This is a genomic window from Stenotrophomonas sp. GL_111, from assembly GCF_057835245.1.
The window spans coordinates 1,617,175-1,641,350 of the sequence record NZ_CM174421.1 but is presented as its reverse complement, the minus strand read 5'-3'; the positions used below and the strand labels follow the sequence as shown (position 1 = coordinate 1,641,350).

The window sequence follows — 24,176 nt, the reverse complement described above, 5'->3', positions numbered from 1 at the left end:
CTGCATGAGCATTGAGCATTCCCCCGCGCGCCGCGTGGCGATCATCGGTGGCGGCCCGGCCGGGCTGATGGCCGCCGAAACCGTGCGCGCCGCGGGTCACCAGGTCGACCTGTACGAGGCCAAGGGCTCGCCCGGACGCAAGTTCCTGATCGCCGGCAAGGGCGGCCTGAACCTGACCCACTCCGACCCGCCGGCCGTGTTCGTCTCGCGCTACCGCGAGCGTGCCGCGCAGGTGGGCCGGTGGCTGGCCGATTTCGATGCCGAGGCGCTGCGCGCCTGGGCGCGCGATTTCGGCGTGGATACCTACGTCGGCAGTTCCGGCCGGGTGTTCCCGATCGACCGCAAGGCCGCCCCGCTGCTGCGCGGCTGGGTGCGGCGCCTGAAGGAACAGGGCGTGCGCCTGCATGTGCAGCACCGCTGGACCGGCTGGAACGACGACGGCACGCTGCGCTTCCAGACCCCGGAGGGCGAGGTCGCCGTGCAGGCCGATGCCGTGGTGCTGGCAATGGGCGGCGGCAGTTGGCCGCAGCTGGGTTCCGATGCCGCCTGGGAAGCACCGTTGGCCGCGCGCGGCATCGACATCGCCCCGCTGCAGTCAGCCAACTGCGGTTTCGATATGGAGTGGACCGCCTATTTCCGCGACCGCCAGGCCGGCGCGCCGCTGAAGCCGGTGGTGGCGCACTGGACCGCGCTGGATGGCACCCCGCGCATCCAGCAGGGCGAGTGCGTGATCACCACCAATGGCATCGAAGGCAGCCTGATCTATGCCATGGCCGCCGACCTGCGCGATACCCTCGCCCGCGATGGCGAGGTCGTGCTGCATCTGGACCTGCTGCCGGGCCAGACCGAAGCCCAGCTGCTGGACAAGCTGCAGCGCCCGCGCCAGGGTCGCAGCTTCGGCGAGCACCTGCGTCGTCAGCTGGGGCTGGGCGGCGTCAAATCCGCGCTGCTGTTTGAAGTGCTGGGCAAGGACGCCGGGCAACTGCCGCCGGAACGTATTGCCGTAGCACTGAAGCAGCTGCCGTTGTCGCCGCTGCGACCGCGACCGATCGCCGAAGTGATCAGCACCGCTGGCGGCGTGCGCCTGGAGGCCATGGACGAGCAGTTGATGCTGACCGACCTGCCGGGCACCTTCTGCGCCGGCGAGATGCTGGACTGGGAAGCGCCCACCGGCGGCTACCTGCTCACGGCATGCTTTGCCAGCGGGCTGCGCGCCGGGCGCGGCGTGATCGAGTACCTGCAGGCCCGTTGATCTGGATATCGGTAGTGCCGGCCGCTGGCCGGCTCCACGCACTACCGGGGCATGGGCGTTGATCGGGCGCGTTGCATGCGTACCGAGGCGAGCGCGACGCCGCTGGGATGCGGGTACTGCTCTTCGCGCAGCACCTCGAAACCGCAGCGCTGGTAGAACGGCACCGCGTTGAGCGAGGCCGACAGCACCAGCGGCCTCGCCGGATCGGCCAGTGCCTGCAGGGCCTGCATCAAGGCCTGGCCGATGCCACGCCCGCCACAGTCGGGGTCGACGAACAGCGCGTCGATCTCATTGCCTGTGCCATCGAAGATGCCGTAACCGAGCAGCTGCGCCGCCCGGTCCTCGGCCACCACGCAACCGCCCTGCGCGATCAGGTCAGCGTACGATGCCGGCGGCGGCGAGGCGGCCCACGGCGCGATCACCTCGGGTGGGTACGCCGTGCTGCACAGCTCACGCACACAGCGGGTGCGCAGCACCCACAGTCGCTCGGCCTCGTCGGCACGCCCGCGGCGTAGTACCGGGGCGTGCGCGTTCCCCGCCATCAGCGCGACTTGCTGTTGCGCAGCGCCTGGATCCGCGCCGGTGGCTGGAACGAATCGCTGCGCGCGTCACTCCAGTAATCATGGAACACCGCATGGTCGGGCACCTGGCGCAGCAGTTCGCCCGGGCTGAGGTAGCGGTACAGCGAGGCAAGCGAGCGGATCTCCACCGGCGAAACCCGGCGCAGGATGTGCTCCGGGCCCAGCTCCGCGGGGTCGTTCAAGCCGGCCGCGCACAGCAGGTCGGCCAACGCGCGCAGGGTGCGCTCGTGATAATTGTGCACGCGGGTGGCCTTGTCGGTCGCATCCAGGTGCCGCCAACGGCTGGGGTCCTGGGTGGCGATCCCGGTGGGGCATTTGTCGCTGTGACAGCTCAGCGACTGGATGCAGCCCAGCGCGAACATGAAACCGCGCCCGGCGTTGCACCAGTCCGCGCCGAGCGCGATGGTACGTGCGATCTCGAACGCACTGGTGACCTTGCCGGCCGCGCCGACACGGATGCGGTCGCGCAGGTCCAGCCCGACCAGGGTGTTGTGCACCAGCAGCAGCGCTTCGTGCATCGGCACACCCACGTGGTCGATGAACTCGGCCGGTGCCGCGCCGGTCCCGCCTTCGGCGCCGTCGACCACGATGAAGTCCGGCAACAACCCGGTTTCCTGCATCGCCTTGGCGATGCCGAACCATTCCCACGGATGCCCGATCGCCAGCTTGAAGCCCACCGGCTTGCCTCCGGACAACTCACGCAACCGTGCCACGAACTGCAGCAGCTCCACCGGCGTATTGAACGCGGAATGCCTGGATGGCGATACGCAGTCCACCCCCATCGGCACGCCGCGGGTGATCGAGATCTCCGCGCTGACCTTGGCCGCCGGCAGCACACCACCGTGGCCGGGCTTGGCGCCTTGCGACAACTTGATCTCGATCATCTTGACCTGATCGGTATTGGCGTTGGCGACAAAGCGTTCTTCGCTGAAACCACCGTTGTCGTCACGGCAGCCGAAATAGCCCGAGCCGATTTCCCAGACCAGGTCGCCGCCCATCTCACGGTGATACGGCGAGATCGAGCCTTCGCCGGTGTCGTGGTAGAAGCTGCCGCGCCGCGCGCCTTCGTTGAGTGCGCGGATGGCATTGGCCGAGAGCGAGCCGAAACTCATCGCTGAGATATTGAACACGCTGGCCGAGTACGGCTTGGCGCAGTTCGGCCCGATCAACACGCGGAAATCATGGTGGCCGATGCTGGTCGGCGCCAGCGAGTGGTTGATCCACTCATAGTCCACCGCATAGGTGCTGCGCAGGGTACCGAACGGCACCACGTCCATCTGGTTCTTCGAACGCTGGTAGATCAGCGCGCGCTGCTGGCGCGAGAACGGCACGTCCTCCAGATCGCTCTGCACGAAGTACTGGCGGATTTCCGGGCCGATCGATTCCAGCCCATAGCGGAAATGTGCCATCACCGGGTAGTTGCGGCGCAGCGTGCTGCGCTTCTGCAACAGGTCCCAGGTGCCCAGGATCGCCAGCGCAGCGCTGACCCCCACGCCCCAATACCAGGCAGGCCAGATCCCGGCCAGCCACAGGCAGACCGGAAACAGCAGGATGGCGAGCACGTAGACCAGATAACGATGCATGGCTTTCCTTGATCAACAAACGCGTTTGAGTCTACAGCCGGTCGTCGACAACGTCCCGTGGCCACACCGACTTCACGTCGTACACCACCCCGTCGCCGTTCAGCAGTGCGCGGATCTGCGCCGCGTCGAAGGCACGGAAACGGTCGTGCGCCACCGCCAGCACCACCGCGTCATAGCCCTGCGGGTCCGGCGCGGGCACCCACTGCACGCCGCTGTCGGCGAGTGCTGCAGGGCCCACCCAGGGGTCCTGCACGTCCACCTGTGCCCCGCTGGCATGCAGCGCCTGCGCCAGTTCCAGCGCACGGCTGTTGCGCAGGTCCGGGCAGTTCTCCTTGAAAGTCACGCCCAGCACCAGCACCCGCGCGCCGGCCGCCGCCTTGCCGCGTTCGGCCAGCAGCGCCAGCACCCGTTGCGCCACGTGCGCGCCGACCCGGTTGTTGACCTGGCGCGCGGTGTGGATCAGGTCGGGGTGGTAACCCACGCTTTCAGACTTGTGCAGCAGGTAATACGGATCCACGCCGATGCAGTGCCCGCCGACCAGACCCGGCCGGAATGGCAGGAAATTCCACTTGCTGCCGGCCGCATCCAGCACGTCCTGGGTGTCGATACCGAGGCGGTCGAAGATCAGCGCCAACTCGTTGACCAGCGCGATGTTGACGTCGCGCTGGATGTTCTCGATCACCTTGGCCGCCTCGGCCACCCGGATCGACGGGGCCGGCCAGGTGCCGGCGGTGATGATCCGGGCATACAGCGCATCGACCAGCGCGGCCACCTCGGGCGTCGACCCGGAGGTGATCTTGCGGATATCGGCCAGACGCCGCGCGCGGTCGCCGGGATTGATCCGCTCGGGGCTGTAGCCGCAGTAGAAATCGGTGTTGAAACGCAGCCCGGAGCCGGCTTCCAGCAACGGCACGCAGACCTCTTCGGTGGTGCCCGGATACACCGTGGACTCGTAGATGACCAGGTCGCCCGGCGCCAGCACACTGGCGATCAACTGGCTGGCGCTGCGTAGCGGCCCCAGGTCGGGTTGTTCGTGCGCATCGATCGGGGTCGGCACGGTGACGATGTAGACGTTGCAGGCGGCCAGGTCGCCGGGCACCGCGCTGTAGCGCGCATGCCGTGCCTGTGCCAGTTCCTGCGCATCCAGTTCCAGGGTGTGGTCGTGGCCCTGCTGCAGCTCCGCCACGCGTGCCACATCGATGTCGTAGCCCAGCGTGGCCTGCTGGCAACCGAAGGCCACGGTCAACGGCAGGCCGACGTAGCCCAGCCCGATCACCCCGATGCGCGCCTCGCTGGCCGCCCCGATCGCAACGCCCGTCACAGCATTGCCCATGGCGGGCAGACGCAGGAGGGCAAGGGCAGCCGGTGGGATGGGGTCATGGGGGGAATGCCAGGCAGTGGATGCTGCAAGCCTAACGCGTGCGGCCCGGCCCCACAAAGAACAAAGCCGCCGCCCGCGGAGAGTACGGACGACGGCCATAAAATGGTCCAGCTGCGGTTACTACCCTTTCAGACAGCCTGGAGGGTATCCCCGCACGACGTGTCACAGCTGGTAGGCATAGGATAGGCAGCGATCCGTGATCGTTGTGTTACGAATCGGGAACCATTCCGTTACGAGCCCAGGGTCAGTGCGGCCGGCTCCAGTTCGCCCGACACCCCGGTCCACAATTCCAGCAGGCGTGCAAAGCCGACGCGTGGCTGGCCATTGACCGGCGGCGCCGCGGTGAACCCGTGCCACGCGTGGTCCACGATGCAGGTAAGCACCTGCGCATCCACCGACGCCGAGGCCATGGTCCAGCGCGGAAAATGACGGACCGGCACCGGCCCGCGCGCAAGCTCGCGCAGATGACGATGGCTGCGTGCATTGAGGATGCGCTGGAAGACCGAATTCACCCCGTCCTCGGGGCCTTCGAAGTACTGCAGGAAATGCGCGCCGTCGAACATCAGCACACCGGTGACACCTGCGACTCTGTTGAAGCTGGTCGCAGCGCCCAGAATCCGATCGATATCGGAAACGTTGATTCCTTCGATGGCGTCGCTGACATAGGCAATCGCACGCAACGGCATGCAGGCAGTCCCCCCGGTGACCTCCGCCGACTATGCCATGAACCACGCAGGCTGGATAGCGCGATGCAGGCCCTTGCGGGCCCGCGAATACGCCATCGGATCAGGGGCTCTGCACGGTGTAGCCGGCCTGCTCCAACTGCGCCAGATACCCCGACGGAGCGACCAGCGAATGCACCGGAACGGTGGCGAAGGTGACCGCGTTGCGGGCCAGCGCCGCACGTGCGGCCAGCAGCCATTGCTGCGCGGCCTGGCGGTCCAGATCGACCAGGCCGCGGCGGCGGCCGAACTCGCTTTGCGCCACGGCCGTGATGCAGGCGTCGTACTGACTCTGCACGGCCAGCCGCTGCAACGCTTCGATGTCGCCCACCGACCATGCATTGGCGCGTTCGACCAGCAATGGCAGCTGGTGCTCGACCACATCCAGCGTGCGCTGCATGCAGGTCACGTCCTGCAGGGTGCTGCTGCGCACCTCTTTGAGTGCCTGGCGGGGGTCGTCGATCTTGATCACCACCCGCGTCTCCACCGGCTTCAGGCCGCGTGCCTTGTAGGCCTTCTCCAAGGTATCGCCGACCGTGGAGCGCTGGCGCAGGCCCACTGATTTGAGTGCTTCGGCATACAAACGTGCGGCCGCCACCAGCGGGCGATCCTTCTCCACCCCGCGATCGCGCCCCAGGTACGGCGCTTTGAGCCGCAGCCAGCGCGCATACAGATCCGGCGGCAGAATCTGCTCCAGCGTGCGCCCCTGCGGATCATGCGCGGCCTTCAGTGCCGACGGCAGCAGGGTCAAGCCACGGAACACGCCGACATCGGCATCCACCTTGAACCCAGGCGGGCCAAGCGCCTGCTGCGCACTGGCGATCACGGCCTGTACCTCATCGGCACGCCAGTCCAGCTTGGCCGGCAACGGCGACACGGTGCCGAGAATCCACAAGGTATGCCCGTCGGCGCCGCTCACCCGCCACAGGCCCGGCCCGGGCTGCACGCCGGTCACCACCACCGGGGCCATGTCCACCACCACCGGTTCGGTGCTGGCGAGGCTGGGTGACTGGGCCTGCGCCGTCGCCATCCACAGCATCGTCAAACCCCATGCCAGCGCCTTCCCTGCGTGTCGTGCCATTTCCCTGTCCTGTGCCGGTGGTGAACTCGTGCGCAGCCTACGGGCAGCGTCGCGGGGTTGCGTAAAGTTTGCGTTCGCCCACTCCGCGCGATACAGATTCAGCGCACCGGCGGCGCCAGCGCATCCACGATCTCGACTTCATGCATGCCGCCCAGGTACTGATCGAAGTACGGCTTGTGCGAAGCGCCCACGATCACCAGCACGCGGCCACCGGGTACGTGCGCGAACGCGCTGCGGATGTTGGCCGCCATGCGCAGGTTGCGGGTTTCCCACCAGGCCACGTACTGCCGCCCGTAGCGCTGTGCCGACGGTTCGGCCAACGCCGCGCCGAAGTCCATCTGCAGCGCTTCTTCCAGTACCGCAGGGGAGTTCAGAAACCGGTACAGCGCCAGCATGTCGCCGCCCTGCTCCAGCGCCGTCTGGCGCGCGGCAAAGCTGGGCGGGGGCGCGTTCCATATCGCCTGGAGGGTGGCGTCGTAGCTGGCGTCCTGGCCGCGCTTGATGCTGTCGGCGCTGTGGTCATCCACCGCATACACCCGCTGCAGCCCCAGCCGGGCAGCGAGTACCGCACCGATCTGGAAGTTCTCGTTGTTGTTGACCGCCAGCTTGTCCAGGCGCGCAGCCAGTGCCGCATCCACGCCATCGCCGGGGCGGCGTTCCGCCGCGGGCAGCTGCAGCCACTGCACCAGCGCCGACGCCTGCTCACCGGCAGCCGCGAACAGCCCGGCAAGCTGCCGGCGCTGCGCCACCGACGGCGCGGCTGGCCAGTGATCAAGGCGGTCTTCCATCTGCTCGATGGCCTCGCCCTGCGCCAATCCGGTCGAGGTCTGGGCCACCTGCGTACTGCTGCAGAATTCCGCGGCGTCGGCGTACAGCGAGGGATGCCGGCGCAGCTGCTCGCACTGCGGGCCGGACATGCCTTCCACGGTGATCACATCCGGGCGGTAGGCGGCGAGCGTATCGAGCAGGGGCTGCAACGACTCCCGCCGCCAGCCCGCGTCCATCTGCGCCAGATGCACGGTGCCCAGCACGGCCACCTGGGTCGGCGGCCCGTGCAGCCGTGCATCCATCGCGGTGGGCTCGAACGCCGCACCGGACAGCGGGATCACTCCAGCGCACGCCACCATCACCCATCCTGCTGCCTTCATGCCCGCCTCCTGCTGCACGCCCATCGCGATGCGTTCGAGCCTAACGCGCGTTGCCGGGCTCCGGATACCCAACGGGTGGCATAGGCCGTGCGGATGCGCCCGTCAGCGCCAGGCCGGTGCCTGCCGGTAAGGTTCCTCGAACGGACGAAAATCACGCTCGGCCAGCGCCGCGGCAATCCAGCGCTGCATGCTCGGCAAGGCCTGCACCGCGTCCATGTAGGCCGCCACCGCCGGTGCCACCGGCAACGCATAGGTTTTCAGGCGCATCACCACCGGTGCGAAGAACGCATCGGCGATGCTGAATTGATCAAACAGCAATGGACCGTCATGACGTGCCAGCAGGTCCAGCCACAGCGCCTGCAGCCGCTGCAGATCCTCGACCACCTGCGGCTGTTCGCGCAGCACCCGCGCGCCCACCTCCGGCAACGCCGCTTCGATGTTCTGCGGGAAGTGCTGGCGCAGCGCCCCGAAGCCACTGTGCATGTGCGCGCACACGCACCGCGCCAGCGCGCGCTCGGCCTGCGACGTCGGCCACAACGCGTGCCCGGGGAAACGTTCGGCCAGGTATTCGGCGATGGCCAGCGAATCCCACACCACCAACCCATCATCGACCAGCACCGGTACCGTGCCCGAGGGCGACAACGCCATGGCCTGCTGCTTGAACTGCGAGTCGGCGTCGAAGCTGTCGAAGCGCAGCACCACTTCCTCGAACGCAATGCCGGCCTGCTGCATCAGCAGCCACGGGCGCAGCGACCAGGACGAGTAGTTCTTGTTGCCGATATGGAGCTTGAGCATGGCAGCGACCGCGCGGGCAGGCAGTGGAGGTGCTGCCATGCTAGCGGCAAATGCAGGCGCGCGAAGGCCGCCTCATGGTGTTGGTGCCCGGAGTCGGAATCGAACCGACATGGAGTTGCCTCCGGCGGATTTTAAGTCCGATGCGTCTACCAGTTTCGCCATCCGGGCCACGGCGCGCATAGGGTGCCTGATCGCGCCCGGATTTGGAAATCCGCCCTCACAGATCCGGCATCAACACCTGGGTGGGATCGTTGGGGTGGTACAGGATCCGCACCTGCTCACGCGGCACCGCGGCCAGGTCGAGCAGGCTCACCACCTTGCGCACGCTGGCGGTCTGCGCACGGCCGTGCTGATCCTCGAAGGCCAGGTCAAACTCCAGCTCGGGCTGGCTATTGATCTCGGAGCCGGTCTGGCGCACGCCCAGCACCCGCGCCTGGGTCGCGATGCCCAGGTAGTTCAATGCCTCGGTAGCGCGGCCGATGCCGATCAAACGGGTGGTCAAACGGGTGATCATCCAGCCCACCAACAGGTAGAAGCACAGGCTCGCCGGCATGGTGATCAACGGGTGCCACGGGCTCAGGAAGGTCCAGCCCTGGCCCTGGCTCTGGTCCAGCCAGCTCCAGGCGTAGTAGCCCAGCAGCACCATGCCCAGCACGATGCCGATCAACCCGCGAACAAGCAGGCTGCCATGGGCGATCTGCGAGCGTGATCCGTCGATGACAAAGTTGGGATAGCTGCCCGGCTCTGGGCTGAGCCGGATGTCCAGCGTGTTGCCGGCCACGAAACGGTGCAGCTCCGGCTTGGTGTCCACGATCAACAGCTCGTCCTGGATGGCTGCACCGGACAGGTTTTCGAAGGCCAGCCGCAGCTTCCACTCCTGCCAGCCCTGGATCCTGCGCCTGGTCGGCTGCGCCTGCACGATCCGCGCGCGACGATGGATCGCTCCCCGCTCGATGGCACGGACGCGTGCATAGGCACGAAACGGCGACCACAGCAGCGTCCGCACATAGGCGGCGGCGACCGCCGACCACAACAGCAACGACAGCGCCAGCAGGGCCAGCGCCCAGCCCGTGCCGACCCGCATATCATCAGCCACCGGGTAGCCAATGCTGTAGTACATGATGCAGGGGAACGGCACTGCGAAGAACAGTATGTAGGCGGCCCCGAAGTACAGCATCATCTTCATGCAGACGCTCGCGATTTCAACGTTGGCGAAGCGTACTACACCCCTGCGGGCGATCCCGTGGCAGTGGACCGGCTCAGATCGCGCGCGAGTAGCGCACCGGCTGGTCCGGCTGGGCCAGGTAGCGGTCGAAACACATCGCCAGCAGCCGCAGCAGCGGCCGCCCGCGCTCGGTGGCGCGCACCACGCCGGCCGCGTACTCGGCCAGGCCATCGGCCTGCAGCGGCGCCAAGGCGGCCAGCGCCTCGGCGAAATAGCTCTCGAAATCCTGCCCGTGCCGCGCGCACAGGGCGCGCCCGTCCACCTCGCCCTGGCACATCAGCTGGCCGATCAGCTCCGCCCGCAAGGCATCGTCCGCGTCCAGGCGCAGGCCACGCCACACCGGCAGGCCACCGGCATCCACCGCCGCTTCCCAGGCCGGCAACTCGCGCGGGTTCTGGCTGTAGCTGTCGCCGATGTGGCTGATCGCGCTGGCCCCCAGCCCGACCAGATCGGTTTCGGCATGGGTGGTGTAGCCCATGAAATTGCGGTGCAACTGACCGCCACGTTGCGCGCGCGACAGGTCCTCATCGGGCAACGCGAAGTGATCCATGCCGATGTACTGGTAACCGGCCAGTGACAGCCGCCGCACCGCCAGGCCGAGCAGGGCCAGCTTCAACTCGGCAGTGGGCAGCGCCGCATCGGGAATCTGCCGCTGCGCCTTGAACAGCTGCGGCAGGTGCGCATAGCCATAGACCGCAAGCCGGTCGGGACGCTCGCGCAGCACGGTTTCCAGGGTCTGCGCGAAACCGGCCAACGTCTGGTGCGGCAGGCCGTAGATCAGGTCCACGTTGACCGAACGCAGGCCATGCTCGCGACAGGCGCGCAGGATCTCCAACGTCGGCTCGACGGCCTGTTCGCGGTTGATCGCGCGCTGCACGGTCGGATCGAAATCCTGGATGCCCAGGCTGGCACGGTTGAAACCGAGCCCCGCCAGCATGGCGATGTCCTCGCGCGTGACGAAGCGCGGATCCAGTTCGATGGAGAAATCGCGCGCGGCCGATGCGCTGAAGCGGAAACGCTGGCGCAGCCCCTCAATCAACTCGCGCATCTGCGCCGCCGCCAGGAAGTTCGGGGTGCCACCGCCCAGGTGCAGCTGGATCACCTCGCGGCCGGCATCGAACAATGGCGCAATCCGGTCGGCTTCGCGGAGCACACGCGCCACGTAGGCCACGCCCTTGCCCTGGTCGCGGGTGATCACCCGGTTGCAGCCGCAGTAGAAGCACGGGCTGCTGCAGAACGGCACATGCACATACAGCGACAACGGGCGCGCCTGCGCGTTGCTGTCCGCAATGGCGGTGCGCAGTGCATCCGCATCGAAGCCATCGTGGAAATGCGGCGCCGTCGGATAGGAGGTGTAGCGCGGGCCCGGGCGGTCGTGACGACGCAGCAGTTCGGGGTCGAAGTGCCAGGCAAGCCCGGCAGCGGCAGGCGAGAAGGTATCCATGACCCGAGCGTGCGCGCAGCCACGCCCGGCCGCATTGAGCCAGATCAATCCGGGCGCGGTTGCCCGGCCATCGGCAGGCTTGGCCAGCGCAGCATCTGGAAGCGGCGCCAGAACGTATCGGCAATGCGCGCGGCGACGTCATCGGCCAGCCGCTGCATCGGCACGTTGCCGGATTCGGCGGTGGTCTGGCGGAACAACTGCAGCCAACGGTCGAACAGGTCCTTGTCCAGTTCGTCCATCGCCATGTGCTTGGGCATCGGCGCGCCGCTGAATCGGCGGGTGCCCCGCAGCATCGCCGACCAGAAATCCACCAGTTGCGCCAGGTGTGCGTCCCAGTCCTCCACGCGCGCGGCGAACACCGGCGCCAGTCGCGGCTCCAGGCGCACCCGCGCATAGAAGTCGTGCACCAGCCGGGTCACCTCCTGCTCGCTGCAGAGCGCCAGCGCGGGGGTCGGCAGCGGGAGGGTATCGGGGTCCAGCATGGCAGTCCTTCGACAGGTACGGGAGACAGCATCGCCGCAATGGCGTCGGCGCGTCTTGATCAGGATCAATGTCGGCGGCGATGGCGCCTTTTAGTCTGGGCGTCAGTACCGGGGGCGCGCCCGCGAACCCGGCCCGGGGCCGGTTGGCGCGGAGTATAGCCGCGCCCTGCCCCTTTCCCCTGACCGTGGCCGCAATGACCGATCCGCATGACCCGCCCGAGGCCAGCCGCCGTCGGCTGCTGATCCAGCAATGGGGCGCCATCCTGTGGCCCAGCTTCGTTGCCGCCGGGCTGGCCAGCGTGGTGTTCTTCGCCTTCGTCGACCCGCTGCAGTTGCGCGACATCAGCTTTCCGCAGCACGCACTGAGCCGCGAGCTCGGCTACACCGTGGGCTTCTTCATGTTCTGGGCGGTCACCGCCGCGGCCAGCGGCATCACCTGGTATCTGTTGCGGCCACTCCGCCGTGACGACGACGACGACGTGCCACTGGGTTGACCATGCCTCGCCACCTGCACCTGCTCGATCCTGCCCCGCCGCCCTCCCGGCAGAACATGCGTGCGCCGCTGCGCTGGCGCGCCGGGCTTTCCTGCGCGCTGCTGGCTGGCTTCTACCTGCTGCCCTGGCTGCGCTGGGACGGCCGCCAGGCGCTGCTGTTCGACCTGCCGGCACGTCGCTTCGACCTGTTCGGGCTGACCCTGTGGCCGGAAGACGTCGGCGTCCTGCTCGGCCTGCTGGCGGTACTGGCCAGCGCGCTGGTGCTGCTGACCATGCTGGCCGGACGGGTCTGGTGCGGCCACGCATGCCCGCAGACCCTGTGGAGTGGCCTGTTCCGCTGGATCGAACAGGGTTGTGCGCGCCACCTGCGCCATCGCCCCCTGGCCCGCGTCATCCAGCATCTGCTGTGGGCGCTGGTGGCGTTGTGGACCGGCATCACCTTCGTCGGCTTCTTCAGCCCGATGCAGGCGCTGGTCGGCAACCTGTGGCCACCGGCGTGGAGCGGCTGGGAAACGTTCTGGGTGCTGTTCTATGCCGCGGCCACCTGGGGCAACGCCGGCTTCCTGCGTGAGCAGGTCTGCATCGACCTGTGCCCCTATGCACGGCTCTGCCCAAGCCTGTGCGACGCCGATACGCCGCAGGTCTGCTACGACCCACGGCGCGGCGAACCGCGCGGCCCACGCCCGCCCGGGCTGGGTGGCGTGATCCAGCGCGGCCGTGGCCTGCTCGATCCCGTCAGTGCCAACGACTACGCGTTCCGCGCCGCACACCCGGCCCTGGCCGGCCCGATGCCGCGCTTCCCGGTCGATCGCCTCGGCGATTGCCTGGACTGCCAGGCCTGTGTCGACGTCTGCCCGATGCGCCTGGACGTGCGCGCCGGCCCGCAGCCGGAGTGCATCAGCTGCGGCGCCTGCGTGGACGCCTGCACGACACAGATGCGCCGCTGGCAGCTGCCCACCGGGCTGATCCGCCATGCCAGTGCCAATGCCCTGCAGCAACGCCCCACCCGCTGGCTGCGACCACGCACGCTGGCAGCCTTCGGCACCCTGCTTACGCTGCTGGGTATCGGCGTCCATCAATTGTTGTAGCGGACCGGTCCCCCAACCGGTTTTCAGCGCGTGCGTGCGGTGCGCGGCGGCACCATCTGCGCACGTCTTACGATGCCCAGCTGTTCGATGATCAAGGCCAGCTCGTTGGTGACCTGGGTGCGGCTACGCCCCTTGGGCACCAGGCGCTCCAGCACCTGCTGGTAGGTTGTCCAGAATTCCGGGCCACAGCCATGCTTGGTATAGCTGGCTTCCAGCTCGGTGCGCACGCCGTCAGCCAAGTCATGTACGCCGTAATGCATACGACCTCCCTTGGACTTGCCCTGCATTGGAGATGAGCAACAACCCCGTCTTAGGCACAGCGAAAAAGTACGGCAACGACATCACTTGCGCAGTTCACTTTCTGTTCACCCAAAATTTGCACGGTCTTCGCGCCATGTCAATCGGGATAAGGTATAAGGCGGCCACGTCGCTGAACCGTTCACACAGGCCGCGATCCCCCACCGCGAGCATGCGCCGGCGCCTTTGACACCCTGATGTCAGTTAACGGCGGCAACCGGCCGGAATCAAGCCCGTGCGGCAACACGTCGCGGGCAGCTCCAGGTGGAGGAAGAATCCGGTCACGACGATGCCCGCTGGGCGTCACGCGCGGGAGATCGCTGCTGGGGAGTAGCGGAGCGCGCCGGAAAGCCGGTACAGGGGAGCTGTACCGGCCCCTCGAGCATAGGCAGGCGTTCGGCCTGGAGCCATCAGACGGATCTGATTTGGCCCGCACCGGGCGACGCGGCCAATGTGCGGGCCGCCAGGTTGAGCAGCAGGTCCAGCCCGCTTTCCAGCGCCGGCCCATCGCGTAGCTGACGTGCAAACCCCTCCCACTCTCCGGCTGACAACTGCTGCATCAACGCCGGGTCGACCCCGATGCCATGCATGCCCCAATACGGGAAGTAGCGCTGCGGTACCCGCGCCCGGCCGAGCTCGACGATCTGCACATGGCTGCGTGCCTGCAGCACCCGCTCGTGGACCGCGCCGACCCCGTCATCCGGGCCTTCAAAATACTGCAGGAACCGCTGGCCATCGAACAGCAGCACGCCGGTGACGCCGGCCACCGCATTGAAGCGCGCCGCGTCTTCGACCAGCGCTGCCAGAGCGGCCTCGGTCAGGCCGTTGACGGCCTCGCTGACATAGGCGATTGCACAAAGCGGCATGGGTGTATCCGTCAAAACTGGCGCCAATGCTGGCACTTTCAGTTACCTAAATAAAGCTGCTGCCTGAAGCATTCAGACCCTCGCCAGGCCCGCAGACGCCCACCATGCAAAAAGCCCGCTTGCGCGGGCTTTTCACTTGTTTCGATATGGAGGCCTGGACGGGAATCGAACCCATCTCAACGGACTTGCAGTCCGAAAGACCGCCAGTATCTGCAATGGTTTCAATGCTATGCCACGCAAACTGCCACACCTACCAAGCCACGGGAAAAATCCACCAGCCCTATCACTACGCGCAAGAAGGAATTCCCGATGCCCACAATTCAGCGCCTCAGCGCCTCAGCGCATCCCGCAACCGACGTTGCTGCTGGATCTCCAGGCGCAACCAAGCCTGATGCTGGACCACCCACAGCTCAGAGCCATTCACCCCCTGCTCATATGTGGAGCATTTCCTTCCCCGCCACTGTTCATAGGCAAGATGCCGATCCAACTGCCCCCCCCCCCTTGGTCATCAACCTTTTAGGACAGGCCGAGCACCTAAATAATATTGCAGTACAGGGAGTCTGGTAGACCTTTTGGTCTACTGGCGATCGAACGCCACCGGAAGTCGGGAGGAAGCAAGGAGCGGAAGGGCACTGATTGCGTTCGCAGATCCTGCGACACCCACCTATCAAGGCCGTGCGATTGAATTGCCTAAGCACGTCTCTTGCACGCATTTCTTGATCAAAGCACCAAACAGCCACGCGACAAAAAGGCGCCTATCAGGCGCCCACATTGTCGATCAGGTACTCAGCTAATGCGGCCTTTGACCAGCGCCAGAAAACGTCAACCCAAGAGCAATTACCACTCTATCTTCCCAAACTCCGCCATATTCCTATCGCTCAAGTAGTCCTCGATATAGCTCTGCGGAACGCCGTACCGACGAGCGAACAACGCATAGTCAGGATTATCACCACAGTGCTGGAGGATCGCCTTACGCTTTGCGTAGGGCAGAAGAAATTCCATCGCAGCAATCTCGGCCAGAACTTCCGTTGCGACAGGTGAGTCTGGATTCGAGTCTTCAATAGAGAAGGACGATGCCGCCTCTTGAACGTGTCCATAGATGTCCATGTTCCTGCAACGGTCTTCGTCCAGGAGCACGTGCATCATTTCCTTGGTCAGCACCACACGGCGTTCGCGCTCACCCAGCTCTGCAAGGAGGAAAATCTCGTAGTGACCATCACTGAAGGCCGCAAACATTCCGCGAACGCACTTGTCATCAGCTATGACATCAAGATCGTGGATGTCCACCCGCTTCTCAAGATACTGCCTCGCCACTTCAACCATGTCGTCCATGGAACGGGCGCTTGCATCGGCTGAGCGCACGTAACCCTCGTAATGCTCGGCAAGTTCCTTCGCCTTCTGAAGGCAACGGATTACATCGTCGTCCGATAGAATCACTCTCTTCCCCTGACTTGATAGCAATAAAAAGGGGCGCCCTTCGCAGGGCGCCCCTCCTTTGGATCTAGGATTTTACAAGAAGATTACGCAGCGTGCACAGAGTCGCCAAAGGCCGAAGCCTTGTCAAAACGGCTACCAACCACGGCATCCAGTACCTCGATCACGTCCGAAACAGCACCAGTCAGCAGTGGCTTGCGGGTGTGATCAAAGAAAAACTTGACGTCCACGACCCCGCGCTCACGCAGCTTGGCTTCCAGGCCTTGCAGTCGATCTTTCGCGCTCATGTCGTTCACCATATCCTGCCCCATTAGAATCAATAAGTTAGAGGTTACGAGCAACTCGTAACTAGACAGCCGCACATTATAGCGGGCCTTTTTGGAAGTTTGCAACAGCGTTGGGTCCAACCTCTGCAACAAGGCGCAGAATTCTCGTCTACGCACATCCATCCGCTACTCCATGTAGCAACTGGACACTTCCTTAAGAACGGACACTACACTAAAAACTTGATGAAATCGTGAAGTCAAGTGGCAATTTTGGAAAAAAATGCTAGCCAAGAAAGCTCGCGCTTAAGTACCTGACTCTCTGGGCAATAAGTGACAATTTTTGTCACACCAGAGTGACTTGATCTCCCCAAAACACATCAATCCGATCCCCCTCCTCGTCCTAGCGCGCTTTACGGCCGTCGAACCAACCTTGAGCTCCAGTCTATGGGCCCGGAGCGTAAGGTTTGATTGCGCACCTGTCCACCGGGGAGACCATCCTCAAGGGTCACGGAAGCTACAATTTGACATGACCACTGCCTGGGCAGCACAACATCTTGCGATTTGGGAGAGCTGATGGCCACAAGATACAGCCCTTCACAGCCCAGATGCCCACATCCACCAGAGGTAGATCCGACGCAACCTCCACCACCCGCCCATCCCGTACCCATACGCTGCAAGGATCATGCCAGCCAGATGTCCGGGCTCGCATCTGCGCCCCCTCCGCAGGTGGTCAGCGCAAGGTGTAGTCCCACGTGTTGCCGCGGCGTCTCTTGGTAGCCATCCTGGATCTCAAACTCGCGTACACGCACTGCGCACATGCTAACGCGAGTTTGTCACTCAGGAACGGGGGGCAGACAAGGGATTTCGCCCCCCCAACCGGCTTTTGCGCCCGGCTCGAAAAAGCTACGGGCATAAAAAAACCCTGATAAATCAGGGTTTTAAATGGAGGCCTGGACGGGAATCGAACCCATCTCAACGGATTTGCAGTCCGGTGCATAACCACTCTGCCACCAGGCCGGTGACCCTACAGCTTACCGGGCGATCTTACCCCGATAAAACAAGACCCCGAGAACGGGGCCTGGTCAGGATTTGGAGCGGGAAACGAGACTCGAACTCGCGACCTCAACCTTGGCAAGGTTGCGCTCTACCAACTGAGCTATTCCCGCAAAATCAGGCGCGTATCTTACCGAAACCGCAGGTAACACACCAGCCTTTTCACACCTTTTTTCACATCCCTGTCGGCTAGGCCGATCAGGATGCCCGCGTGCCATCGCGGAGAAAAACAAGGCCCCTGAAGGGCCCTGTCGCAATCTGGAGCGGGAAACGAGACTCGAACTCGCGACCTCAACCTTGGCAAGGTTGCGCTCTACCAACTGAGCTATTCCCGCAGAATTTCTGCTTGCCCCGACGTCCCTGCACCCTGGGTGCTGGAGGCTGTCGGCCCATCGACCTGCGTTGAAGGAGCGCTATTGTGTCGGGATTCCTTCACGCCGTCAACATGCTTGTTCAGCCGGAAGCGCGGCGTGCGGTCAGCCTCGACACGCACGCGTCAGGGCACGCACTCTCGGTGCGTATCGCGCATCCCACGCCGATGGAAATAGATCTGCTCAGCCACACGCCGCATCACCCCGGAGTGCAGCAGCGCGTTGACCGGCCAGTCCATCTGCAGCGTGTCCATCGCCCAACGCAGCAGGCGCTTACGCCGGAACGTGGGCGCGGCGCGTGCCGCGACCGGCTCGGGAGCGGGCCCGTTGCCGCGCAGATGCAGGCCCACCGCATCCCCCACGGTCCAGCCGTGCCGCCACGACGAATGGATGCCGCCGGCCGACAACGGCGAGACGATGCCAGCTGCATCACCGGTGAGCATCAGCCCCGGCGCAGTGATCGGGCCATCTGGCAAGCCGCACGGCACCAGCCCGGCGCGGGTGGCGCTGGGGCGCGCGTCGGCAGGCAAGCCCACGGCGTCGCGTATCTGCGACAGGAAGCCGTGCAGGTCCGGCTGACGCGCGTGCTGCGGGTCGTGCCGCAGGGCCAGGCCGATCTGGATGCCCGTCGGGTTCTGCGCCGCCCAGCCGATATAGCCCGGTGCGAAACGCTTGCTGGCGAAACAGTGCAGCGCGCCCGGCTCGGCCAGCTGCACGTCGGCAAACTCGTGCTCCACGCCGTACAGATTGTCGCGCACGCGGCCCAGCCCGGTGCGCTGGGCCACGCGTGAGCTGGCACCGTCGGCACCCACCAGGTAGCGCGTACGCCCCACCCCGTCGACCTGCCAGCCATCGCCCTCCCGCCGCGCCTGGGTGAAGGAGTGCTGCAGGCGCAGGTTCACCCCGCTGGCACGCAGCTCGTCGGCCAGCCAACGCATCAGGTTCGGCGTATCGGTGGTCATGAAGTAGTAGCCCGGGGCCGCCAAGCGCACGCTGCGCAGGTTGGGCGCGTAGAGGCGCACCTGTTCAACCCGCTGCAACAGCTCGGCGGGGATCCGCTTCAACCAGGTCTGCTCGATGACCTCCTTCACGATGATGCCGGTGGTATGCAGCCGTGCGCCCGGATCCGCCTTGCGCTCAAGCACACAAATGCGCAGGCCGTACTGGGCGGCAGCCAATGCGCAGGCCGCGCCGGCGAAGCTGGCGCCGACAATCACCAGGTCGTAGTCAGCATTGGGAAAGGTAGGAGGCATGTCTGCGTTCGCCGCGTCATAACGAGAACACAGCTTCAAATGCACCGGCGGGGGCGCGATGAAGTTCCGGTGAAGTGGGTATGAAGCGCCACTCCACACGTATCGTTCAAACTTGTTGCATGGACGCCGACGAAAATGAAATGCCTGATGGCACTCGGCCGCGGCCGCGGATCCACGCCCTTCAACATCGCATCGACACTGAACCCATGAAACCCACATTCCGCAGAAACGCTCGCATGGCTGTTGCTGTTGTCGTCGCCGGCGGGTTGATTGCCAGCGTAGCGACGCACGCGGCCTCAAACATGATGATGCTGCTGTTCGACCAGGACAATTTCATTCCCGAGCAATCGTCGATCTTCACGTTTGATCCCTACCTCATCAACGCCGGATCCTCGAACTACTGGCTGTACGGCAAGGACCGCCGGTACTACTACCACTTCACCTACCAGCCGCAGTCGCCCTATCGCTACATCGCGGTGGACAACACCTGCCCAGGCTTTGATCGCAATGCCGTGGAGACCTGGTGCGAAGCGCAACAAGGGCGACCACGTTGAACGCGCGAGTACGGCTGAAAGGTCGGGCAGCGGCGCTGGCCGTCGTCCTGATGTTGACGCTGGGCGCTGCGGCATCGCCGGCGCCGTTGACGCTGCTGTTGAACGATGGAAAGCACCTGATCCTGGCGGGTGGCAGCGACAAGCCGACGGCGTGGCTGAACTCCCCGGCGAGCCGAACGCCGCTGGTCATGGATGCCCCCTTGCTAGAGCGGCTGACTGACGCGCAGGCGATGGTTTTCCTGCATGACGCGGAGCGGCGGCACGATCACGCCGCGAGCATCACGCTGCTGGTACGCCTGCCATCGGACCCCTCCACGCCGATGGGGTACTGCGGCGCCGGCCATGAAGACAGCCTGCTGCTGATCGAGGTGCACGACCAACGGCTTCGCCTGCTGGACCAGATGCTGCTGCAGAGTTGCCTGAAGACAATCACGCTGGCCTCCACGTCCGGGGACCACCTGGGTGAAGCACTCACGCCGATGGCGCATCCGTGGGTCGCGAGCTTCCAGCGGGAGGCAGACGACGCGGAGCGGCGGTACTGCATCCGGGTGCAGGGGCGCAGGCTGGTGATGGAGAACTGCCCTGCCATGCCCAACGTTCGGCCGCCTGCCAGTGCTCCGCATCCCCTCCATGCCGCTGTTCCGGCCGGGTGAGGGCGCGCAGGGTCGCCGAAACGAAAAAAGCGACCCGAGGGTCGCTTTTTTCGTTGGCCTCCGCAGCACTGGAACCGCTGCGTACACCGTATCTGGAGCGGGAAACGAGACTCGAACTCGCGACCTCAACCTTGGCAAGGTTGCGCTCTACCAACTGAGCTATTCCCGCTTGGGAGGCGAAATTCTACAGCCAAACGCGGTGCTGTCAACAGCCCTCAGCCATTCTTTTTTGCACGCGTGGTTTCCCGCGCCAGGCGCTCGTCCTCGCGCAGGCTCGGCCACGCCGCGTGCAGGTACTGCAGGCCGGAGAACAGGGTCAGGATCGAGGCGATGGCCAGGGTCCAGTCGCCGATGTGGAACACCGGGATGCCCATCCAGATTTCGTTCATCGGCGTGTGCGGCGCCACCGAGTACAGCAGGCACAGCAAGGCGACCATCTGCGCGGTGGTCTTGATCTTGCCGATCAGCGCCACGCGCACCTTGGCACGCTGGCCGATTTCCGCCATCCATTCGCGCAGCGCCGATACCGCGATTTCACGGCCGACGATCACCGCCGCCCATACCGCCATCCACGCGGTGGGATGGCCCTGCACGATCAGGAACAGCGCCACGGCCACCATCAATTTGTCCGCAACCGGGTCCAGGAAGGCACCGAATGCGGATTGCAGGTCGTAGCGGCGCGCGATCCAGCCATCCAGCCAGTCGGTCAGCGCAGCCAGGCCGAAGATCGCCGCGGAGGCGAAATTGGTCCACTTGAAGGGAAGGTAGAACACCAGCACCAGCACCGGGATCATTACGATCCGCAGCAGGGTCAGCCAGGTGGGGAGGGTCAACTTCATTGCGTCTCTCTACTCGCCCGCCGCGTCGGGCGTGGGCAGTCCATGAAGGTTAGCGTAGATGCGTGCAGCGAGGGCGTCATTGATGCCCTCCACTTTCGCGATTTCGGCCTCACCGGCCGCTTTGAGGCCGATCAGGCCGCCGAAATGCTTGAGCAGGCTGGCGCGCCGGCGCGGGCCGATGCCGGGAATATCTTCGAGTTTGCTGGTCATGCGCGCCTTCTGGCGGCGCCCGCGATGACCGGTGATGGCGAAGCGGTGGGCCTCATCGCGCACCTGCTGGATGAACTGCAGGGCCGGCGACGCTGCGCCCGGGCGCAGTTCACGGCCATCGGGCAGCACCAGCGCCTCGTGCCCCGCACGGCGCTCGGCGCCCTTGGCCACACCCACCAGCATCACCCCCTCCACCCCCAGATCGGCCAGCGCCGACTGGGCCTGGGCCAGCTGGCCGGCCCCGCCGTCGATCAGCAGCAGGTCCGGCAGTACGCCGTCCTCCTCCATCGCACGCCGGAAACGGCGGTCGATCGCCTGATGCATGGCGGCGTAATCATCGCCGGGCTCGATGCCGCTGATGTTGAAGCGCCGGTACTGGCTGCGCACCGGGCCACTGGCATCGAACACCACGCAGGACGCGACGGTGGCCTCGCCCATGGTGTGGCTGATATCGAAACACTCCACCCGCTTGACCGGCTCGGCCAGGCCCAGCATCTGCCGCAGGTCTTCGCTGCGCGCGTGCTGCGCGCTGCGGCTGGTCAGTTCGCTGACCAGGGTGATCTGCGCGTTGCGGCTGGCCAGCTCGACGTAGCCGGCGCGCTCGCCGCGCACGTTCCAGCGCAGCTGCACCTTGTGCTCGGCCGAGGCCGACAGCGCCGATTCGATCAGGCTGGCATCGGGAATTTCACGGTCGAGCAGGATCTCGCGCGGTGGCGCGTGTTCGACGTAGTACTGCGAAACGAACGCACCCAGCACTTCCTCGGCGCTTTCCTCGCCGTTGGTGCGCGGATAGAACGGCCGCGTGCCCAGGTTGCGGCCATCACGGAACGACAGCAGCATCACGCAGGCATTGGCGCCCTGGGTGGCGCAGGCGAGCACGTCCAGGTCGGCGGCGCGGCCATCGACGTACTGGCGGGTCTGCATGCTGCGCAGCGCGGTGACCAGATCGCGCAGGCGTGCGGCCTGTTCGAACTCCAAGGCCTCGCTGGCCGCCTGCATCTGGCTGCCCAGTTCGCTGGCCAGCTGGTCACTCTTGCCTTCCAGGAACATCGAGGCGCGCCGCACCGACTCGGCATAGTCCTGCGGCGCCACCAGCTCCACGCAGGGCGCGCTGCAGCGGCCGATCTGGTATTGCAGGCAGGGCCGGGAGCGGTTGCGGAACACGCTGTCCTCGCAGCTGCGCAGCTTGAACAGCTTGTGCATCAGATTGAGCGTTTCGCGCACGGCGGTGACGCCCGGATACGGCCCGAAATAGCGGCCGGGTACCGCACGCGGGCCGCGATGCAGCGCAATCCGCGGCCACTGCTCGCGGGTAAGCAGCACCTGCGGATAGGTCTTGTCGTCGCGCAGGGACACGTTGTAGCGCGGCGACAACGACTTGATCAGCTGGTTCTCCAGCAGCAGCGCCTCGGCCTCCGAGCGGGTCACGGTCACATCCATGCGCGCTACCTGCGACAGCATCGACATGATCCGGGTGGTCTTGGGCGTGCCGTTGAAATAGCTGCCCACGCGGTTGCGCAGCGCACGCGCCTTGCCGACGTACAGCAGGCTGTCGTCGGCGGCGTACATGCGGTAAACGCCAGGAGCGGTGCTCAGATGGGCGGCAAAGGCCTTGCCATCGAAGGCCGGAGCGGTGGAGACGGTCATTCGCTGATCGGGACGTCGCTCAGAACGCCACTCACGGGATCAAAACGCAGCACGGCGTGCGCGTCGGTTTCAGCAATCCACACCGCACCGCCGCCCAGCGCCAGACCGGCCGGGCCGTGCAGGCGTCGTGGCAGTTCCAGCGTGCTCAGCTCACCGCCGCCCAGGCGCAGCGTGCGCAGGCGGCCGTTGCCGGTGTCGGCGATCCACAGCAACGGCGCGTCCGGGCTCAGCGCGATCGCCTGCGGGTACTGCAGCTGGGCGATGCTGCGCGGACCGTCCTGTTCACCGAACGACCATAAGCCCTGCCCGACCAGGGTCTGGACCAGGTCACCGCGCAGCTGCATGGCGCGGATCGAGGACCCCAGCGCATCGCAGACGTACAGCACCTGCTGCACCGCAGCCAGCGAGGCCGGCTGCGCGAACGCGGCCATGTGGCCGCTGCCGTCGCGCTCGTCGATCGCCCCGGAACCGGCACGCCAGCTCAGCACGCGCTGGCCCAGGTGGTAGCTCCAGATGCGGTTGTCGCCGGCCATTGCGATGTGGATCTGGTTGTCCGCCACCGCCAGGCCCTGCGGGTGGTTCAGTGCTGCCTGGCGCGGCTGCGCGACCACGCCTTCGCTCGGCTCGCCGGGGCGGCCATTGCCGCACAGGGTGTCGACCTGGCCGGTGAGCAGATGGATGCGGCGCAGCGCGTGGTTGCCGGTGTCGGCCACGTACAGCGACTCGCGCTCCAGCGCCAGGCCCTGCGGGCGGTTGAACGCCGCCTCGGCCGGGCCGCCGTCCATGAAGTCGGCCGTGCCCAGCCCGAACTGGCGCAGCACGCGGCCCCCATGGCTGCACTCCAGCACGCGGTGGTGGCCGGTATCGGCGATGTACAGGCGCTCGGTCGTGACGGCCAGCCCGGTCGGGAACAGCAGCGGCAGGCGCGGTTCCGGATGCAGTTCACGGGCCAATGCCAGTTCACCATCGAGCGGACGCGAGCCGCCTTCGCACAAGGCGTTGAGCGAGCGCTCCAGCTCCCCGGCAAACCCCACCAGGCGTTCGCGTTCTCGCCCCTGCGCATCCAGCAGCACCAGGGTCGGCCAGGCGCTCACGCCGAAGCGACGCCAGCCGTCCCAGTCCGCGTCCAGCAGCGCCGGTGCGGCCAGGCCCTGGCGGCGCAGCAGCTTCAAGGCTTGGGCCGGGTCGCGCTCGCAGTCGAAGCGCGGTACCTGCAGCACCAGCAGCTGCAGCTTGCCCGGGTTGCGCGACTGCCACTGGGCCAGTTCGGCCAGCCGCTGCGCGCACCACACCGAGGCGGCATTGACGAAAGCCAGCACCACCGGCCGACCCCGCAGCTCGGTGAGGGTGGTCGGGATGGCGTTGAGCCACGGGGCAAATTCGGGCAGGTCCTGGACGGGCTGTACGTTCATGCCCCGATTATGCCGGAGTCGGCGTCATGCAACCGTCGCGCCAGT

The 24,176-nt window shown here is 65.9% G+C and carries 23 protein-coding genes and 6 tRNA genes; 5 read left to right on the top strand and 24 right to left on the bottom strand.

Going from position 1 to position 24,176, the window contains the following annotated elements; genetic code table 11:
• Positions 1–4 precede the first annotated feature (4 nt).
• Complete coding sequence (locus tag AC3IPM_RS07460) at positions 5–1,252, top strand: TIGR03862 family flavoprotein (protein WP_489303320.1); 1,248 nt, start codon at positions 5–7, stop codon at positions 1,250–1,252.
• A 41-nt stretch (positions 1,253–1,293) separates the two neighbouring features.
• Here the strand turns inward: AC3IPM_RS07460 and AC3IPM_RS07455 are convergent, their stop codons facing one another.
• From AC3IPM_RS07455 to AC3IPM_RS07405, 11 genes are all read right to left on the bottom strand, one after another.
• Positions 1,294–1,794 carry a GNAT family N-acetyltransferase gene (locus tag AC3IPM_RS07455; protein ID WP_489303319.1) on the bottom strand — a complete coding sequence of 167 codons (501 nt, stop codon included), beginning with the start codon at positions 1,792–1,794 and terminating at the stop codon, positions 1,294–1,296.
• Positions 1,794–3,416, bottom strand: a complete 1,623-nt coding sequence (locus AC3IPM_RS07450; protein WP_489303318.1) for an FMN-binding glutamate synthase family protein — start codon at positions 3,414–3,416, stop codon at positions 1,794–1,796. The genes AC3IPM_RS07455 and AC3IPM_RS07450 overlap by 1 nt, the downstream gene beginning before the upstream one ends.
• Before the next feature lie 31 nt (positions 3,417–3,447).
• Positions 3,448–4,737, bottom strand: a complete 1,290-nt coding sequence (locus AC3IPM_RS07445) for a nucleotide sugar dehydrogenase (RefSeq protein ID WP_489303317.1) — start codon at positions 4,735–4,737, stop codon at positions 3,448–3,450.
• Positions 4,738–5,027: 290 nt separating this feature from the next.
• Complete coding sequence (locus AC3IPM_RS07440) at positions 5,028–5,483, bottom strand: BLUF domain-containing protein (protein WP_489303316.1); 456 nt, start codon at positions 5,481–5,483, stop codon at positions 5,028–5,030.
• 100 nt (positions 5,484–5,583) lie between these two features.
• Positions 5,584–6,600: a TraB/GumN family protein gene (locus AC3IPM_RS07435; protein ID WP_489303315.1), complete on the bottom strand. Its 1,017-nt coding sequence runs from the start codon at positions 6,598–6,600 to the stop codon at positions 5,584–5,586.
• 98 nt (positions 6,601–6,698) lie between these two features.
• Entirely contained in the window at positions 6,699–7,748 is a 1,050-nt protein-coding gene (locus AC3IPM_RS07430; RefSeq protein ID WP_489303314.1) for a DUF5694 domain-containing protein, read from the bottom strand.
• 102 nt (positions 7,749–7,850) lie between these two features.
• Positions 7,851–8,543 carry a glutathione S-transferase family protein gene (locus tag AC3IPM_RS07425; protein ID WP_489303313.1) on the bottom strand — a complete coding sequence of 231 codons (693 nt, stop codon included), beginning with the start codon at positions 8,541–8,543 and terminating at the stop codon, positions 7,851–7,853.
• Between the two features lie 81 nt (positions 8,544–8,624).
• Positions 8,625–8,711, bottom strand: a tRNA-Leu gene (locus tag AC3IPM_RS07420).
• Between the two features lie 49 nt (positions 8,712–8,760).
• Positions 8,761–9,729 (bottom strand): hypothetical protein, encoded by a 969-nt coding sequence (locus AC3IPM_RS07415; protein ID WP_489303312.1) that lies wholly within the window; start codon positions 9,727–9,729, stop codon positions 8,761–8,763.
• Positions 9,730–9,802: 73 nt separating this feature from the next.
• The gene (gene hemN, locus AC3IPM_RS07410) at positions 9,803–11,212 is read right to left on the bottom strand and encodes an oxygen-independent coproporphyrinogen III oxidase (protein WP_489303311.1); all 1,410 of its coding nucleotides are present in this window, start codon (positions 11,210–11,212) and stop codon (positions 9,803–9,805) included.
• A gap of 44 nt (positions 11,213–11,256) precedes the next feature.
• Positions 11,257–11,694 (bottom strand): group III truncated hemoglobin, encoded by a 438-nt coding sequence (locus tag AC3IPM_RS07405; protein ID WP_489303310.1) that lies wholly within the window; start codon positions 11,692–11,694, stop codon positions 11,257–11,259.
• 194 nt (positions 11,695–11,888) lie between these two features.
• Here AC3IPM_RS07405 and AC3IPM_RS07400 point away from each other — a divergent pair, with 194 nt between their 5' ends.
• Together AC3IPM_RS07400 and AC3IPM_RS07395 are read left to right on the top strand one after the other, a co-directional pair.
• Complete coding sequence (locus AC3IPM_RS07400) at positions 11,889–12,188, top strand: hypothetical protein (protein ID WP_489303309.1); 300 nt, start codon at positions 11,889–11,891, stop codon at positions 12,186–12,188.
• A 56-nt stretch (positions 12,189–12,244) separates the two neighbouring features.
• Positions 12,245–13,276: a 4Fe-4S dicluster domain-containing protein gene (locus AC3IPM_RS07395; RefSeq protein ID WP_489304038.1), complete on the top strand. Its 1,032-nt coding sequence runs from the start codon at positions 12,245–12,247 to the stop codon at positions 13,274–13,276.
• 23 nt (positions 13,277–13,299) lie between these two features.
• Here the strand turns inward: AC3IPM_RS07395 and AC3IPM_RS07390 are convergent, their stop codons facing one another.
• The 9 genes from AC3IPM_RS07390 to AC3IPM_RS07350 form a co-directional block, all read right to left on the bottom strand.
• Positions 13,300–13,536 (bottom strand): hypothetical protein, encoded by a 237-nt coding sequence (locus AC3IPM_RS07390; RefSeq protein WP_489303308.1) that lies wholly within the window; start codon positions 13,534–13,536, stop codon positions 13,300–13,302.
• Positions 13,537–13,983: 447 nt separating this feature from the next.
• Positions 13,984–14,439 (bottom strand): BLUF domain-containing protein, encoded by a 456-nt coding sequence (locus tag AC3IPM_RS07385; RefSeq protein WP_489303307.1) that lies wholly within the window; start codon positions 14,437–14,439, stop codon positions 13,984–13,986.
• Between the two features lie 147 nt (positions 14,440–14,586).
• Positions 14,587–14,699: transfer RNA gene (locus tag AC3IPM_RS07380), tRNA-Cys, on the bottom strand.
• A gap of 577 nt (positions 14,700–15,276) precedes the next feature.
• On the bottom strand, positions 15,277–15,771 hold the full coding sequence (locus AC3IPM_RS07375; protein ID WP_489303306.1) for an ImmA/IrrE family metallo-endopeptidase: 495 nt from the start codon (positions 15,769–15,771) through the stop codon (positions 15,277–15,279).
• A gap of 188 nt (positions 15,772–15,959) precedes the next feature.
• Complete coding sequence (locus AC3IPM_RS07370) at positions 15,960–16,322, bottom strand: hypothetical protein (protein ID WP_489303305.1); 363 nt, start codon at positions 16,320–16,322, stop codon at positions 15,960–15,962.
• Positions 16,323–17,082: 760 nt separating this feature from the next.
• Positions 17,083–17,156, bottom strand: a tRNA-Cys gene (locus AC3IPM_RS07365).
• Between the two features lie 73 nt (positions 17,157–17,229).
• A tRNA-Gly gene (locus tag AC3IPM_RS07360) sits at positions 17,230–17,305 on the bottom strand.
• A gap of 146 nt (positions 17,306–17,451) precedes the next feature.
• Positions 17,452–17,527, bottom strand: a tRNA-Gly gene (locus AC3IPM_RS07355).
• Between the two features lie 161 nt (positions 17,528–17,688).
• A complete protein-coding gene (locus AC3IPM_RS07350; protein WP_489303304.1) occupies positions 17,689–18,816 on the bottom strand; it encodes an NAD(P)/FAD-dependent oxidoreductase in 1,128 nt (375 codons plus the stop codon).
• 119 nt (positions 18,817–18,935) lie between these two features.
• On the opposite strand from AC3IPM_RS07350, the gene AC3IPM_RS07345 reads away from it, so the two are divergent.
• Positions 18,936–19,370: a hypothetical protein gene (locus AC3IPM_RS07345; protein ID WP_489303303.1), complete on the top strand. Its 435-nt coding sequence runs from the start codon at positions 18,936–18,938 to the stop codon at positions 19,368–19,370.
• A complete protein-coding gene (locus tag AC3IPM_RS07340; protein ID WP_489303302.1) occupies positions 19,367–20,023 on the top strand; it encodes a hypothetical protein in 657 nt (218 codons plus the stop codon). Before AC3IPM_RS07345 ends, AC3IPM_RS07340 begins: the two co-directional genes overlap by 4 nt.
• Positions 20,024–20,116: 93 nt before the next feature.
• Here AC3IPM_RS07340 and AC3IPM_RS07335 read toward each other — a convergent pair.
• The 4 genes from AC3IPM_RS07335 to AC3IPM_RS07320 all read right to left on the bottom strand — a co-directional run bounded on the left by AC3IPM_RS07335 (position 20,117) and on the right by AC3IPM_RS07320 (position 24,131).
• Positions 20,117–20,192, bottom strand: a tRNA-Gly gene (locus AC3IPM_RS07335).
• A gap of 46 nt (positions 20,193–20,238) precedes the next feature.
• Positions 20,239–20,862, bottom strand: coding sequence for a CDP-diacylglycerol--glycerol-3-phosphate 3-phosphatidyltransferase (gene pgsA / locus AC3IPM_RS07330; protein ID WP_489303301.1), 624 nt, complete (start codon positions 20,860–20,862; stop codon positions 20,239–20,241).
• Positions 20,863–20,871: 9 nt separating this feature from the next.
• Positions 20,872–22,719, bottom strand: a complete 1,848-nt coding sequence (gene uvrC, locus AC3IPM_RS07325) for an excinuclease ABC subunit UvrC (RefSeq protein WP_489303300.1) — start codon at positions 22,717–22,719, stop codon at positions 20,872–20,874.
• Entirely contained in the window at positions 22,716–24,131 is a 1,416-nt protein-coding gene (locus AC3IPM_RS07320) for a hypothetical protein (RefSeq protein ID WP_489303299.1), read from the bottom strand. The genes uvrC and AC3IPM_RS07320 overlap by 4 nt, the downstream gene beginning before the upstream one ends.
• Between the last annotated feature and the right edge of the window lie 45 nt (positions 24,132–24,176).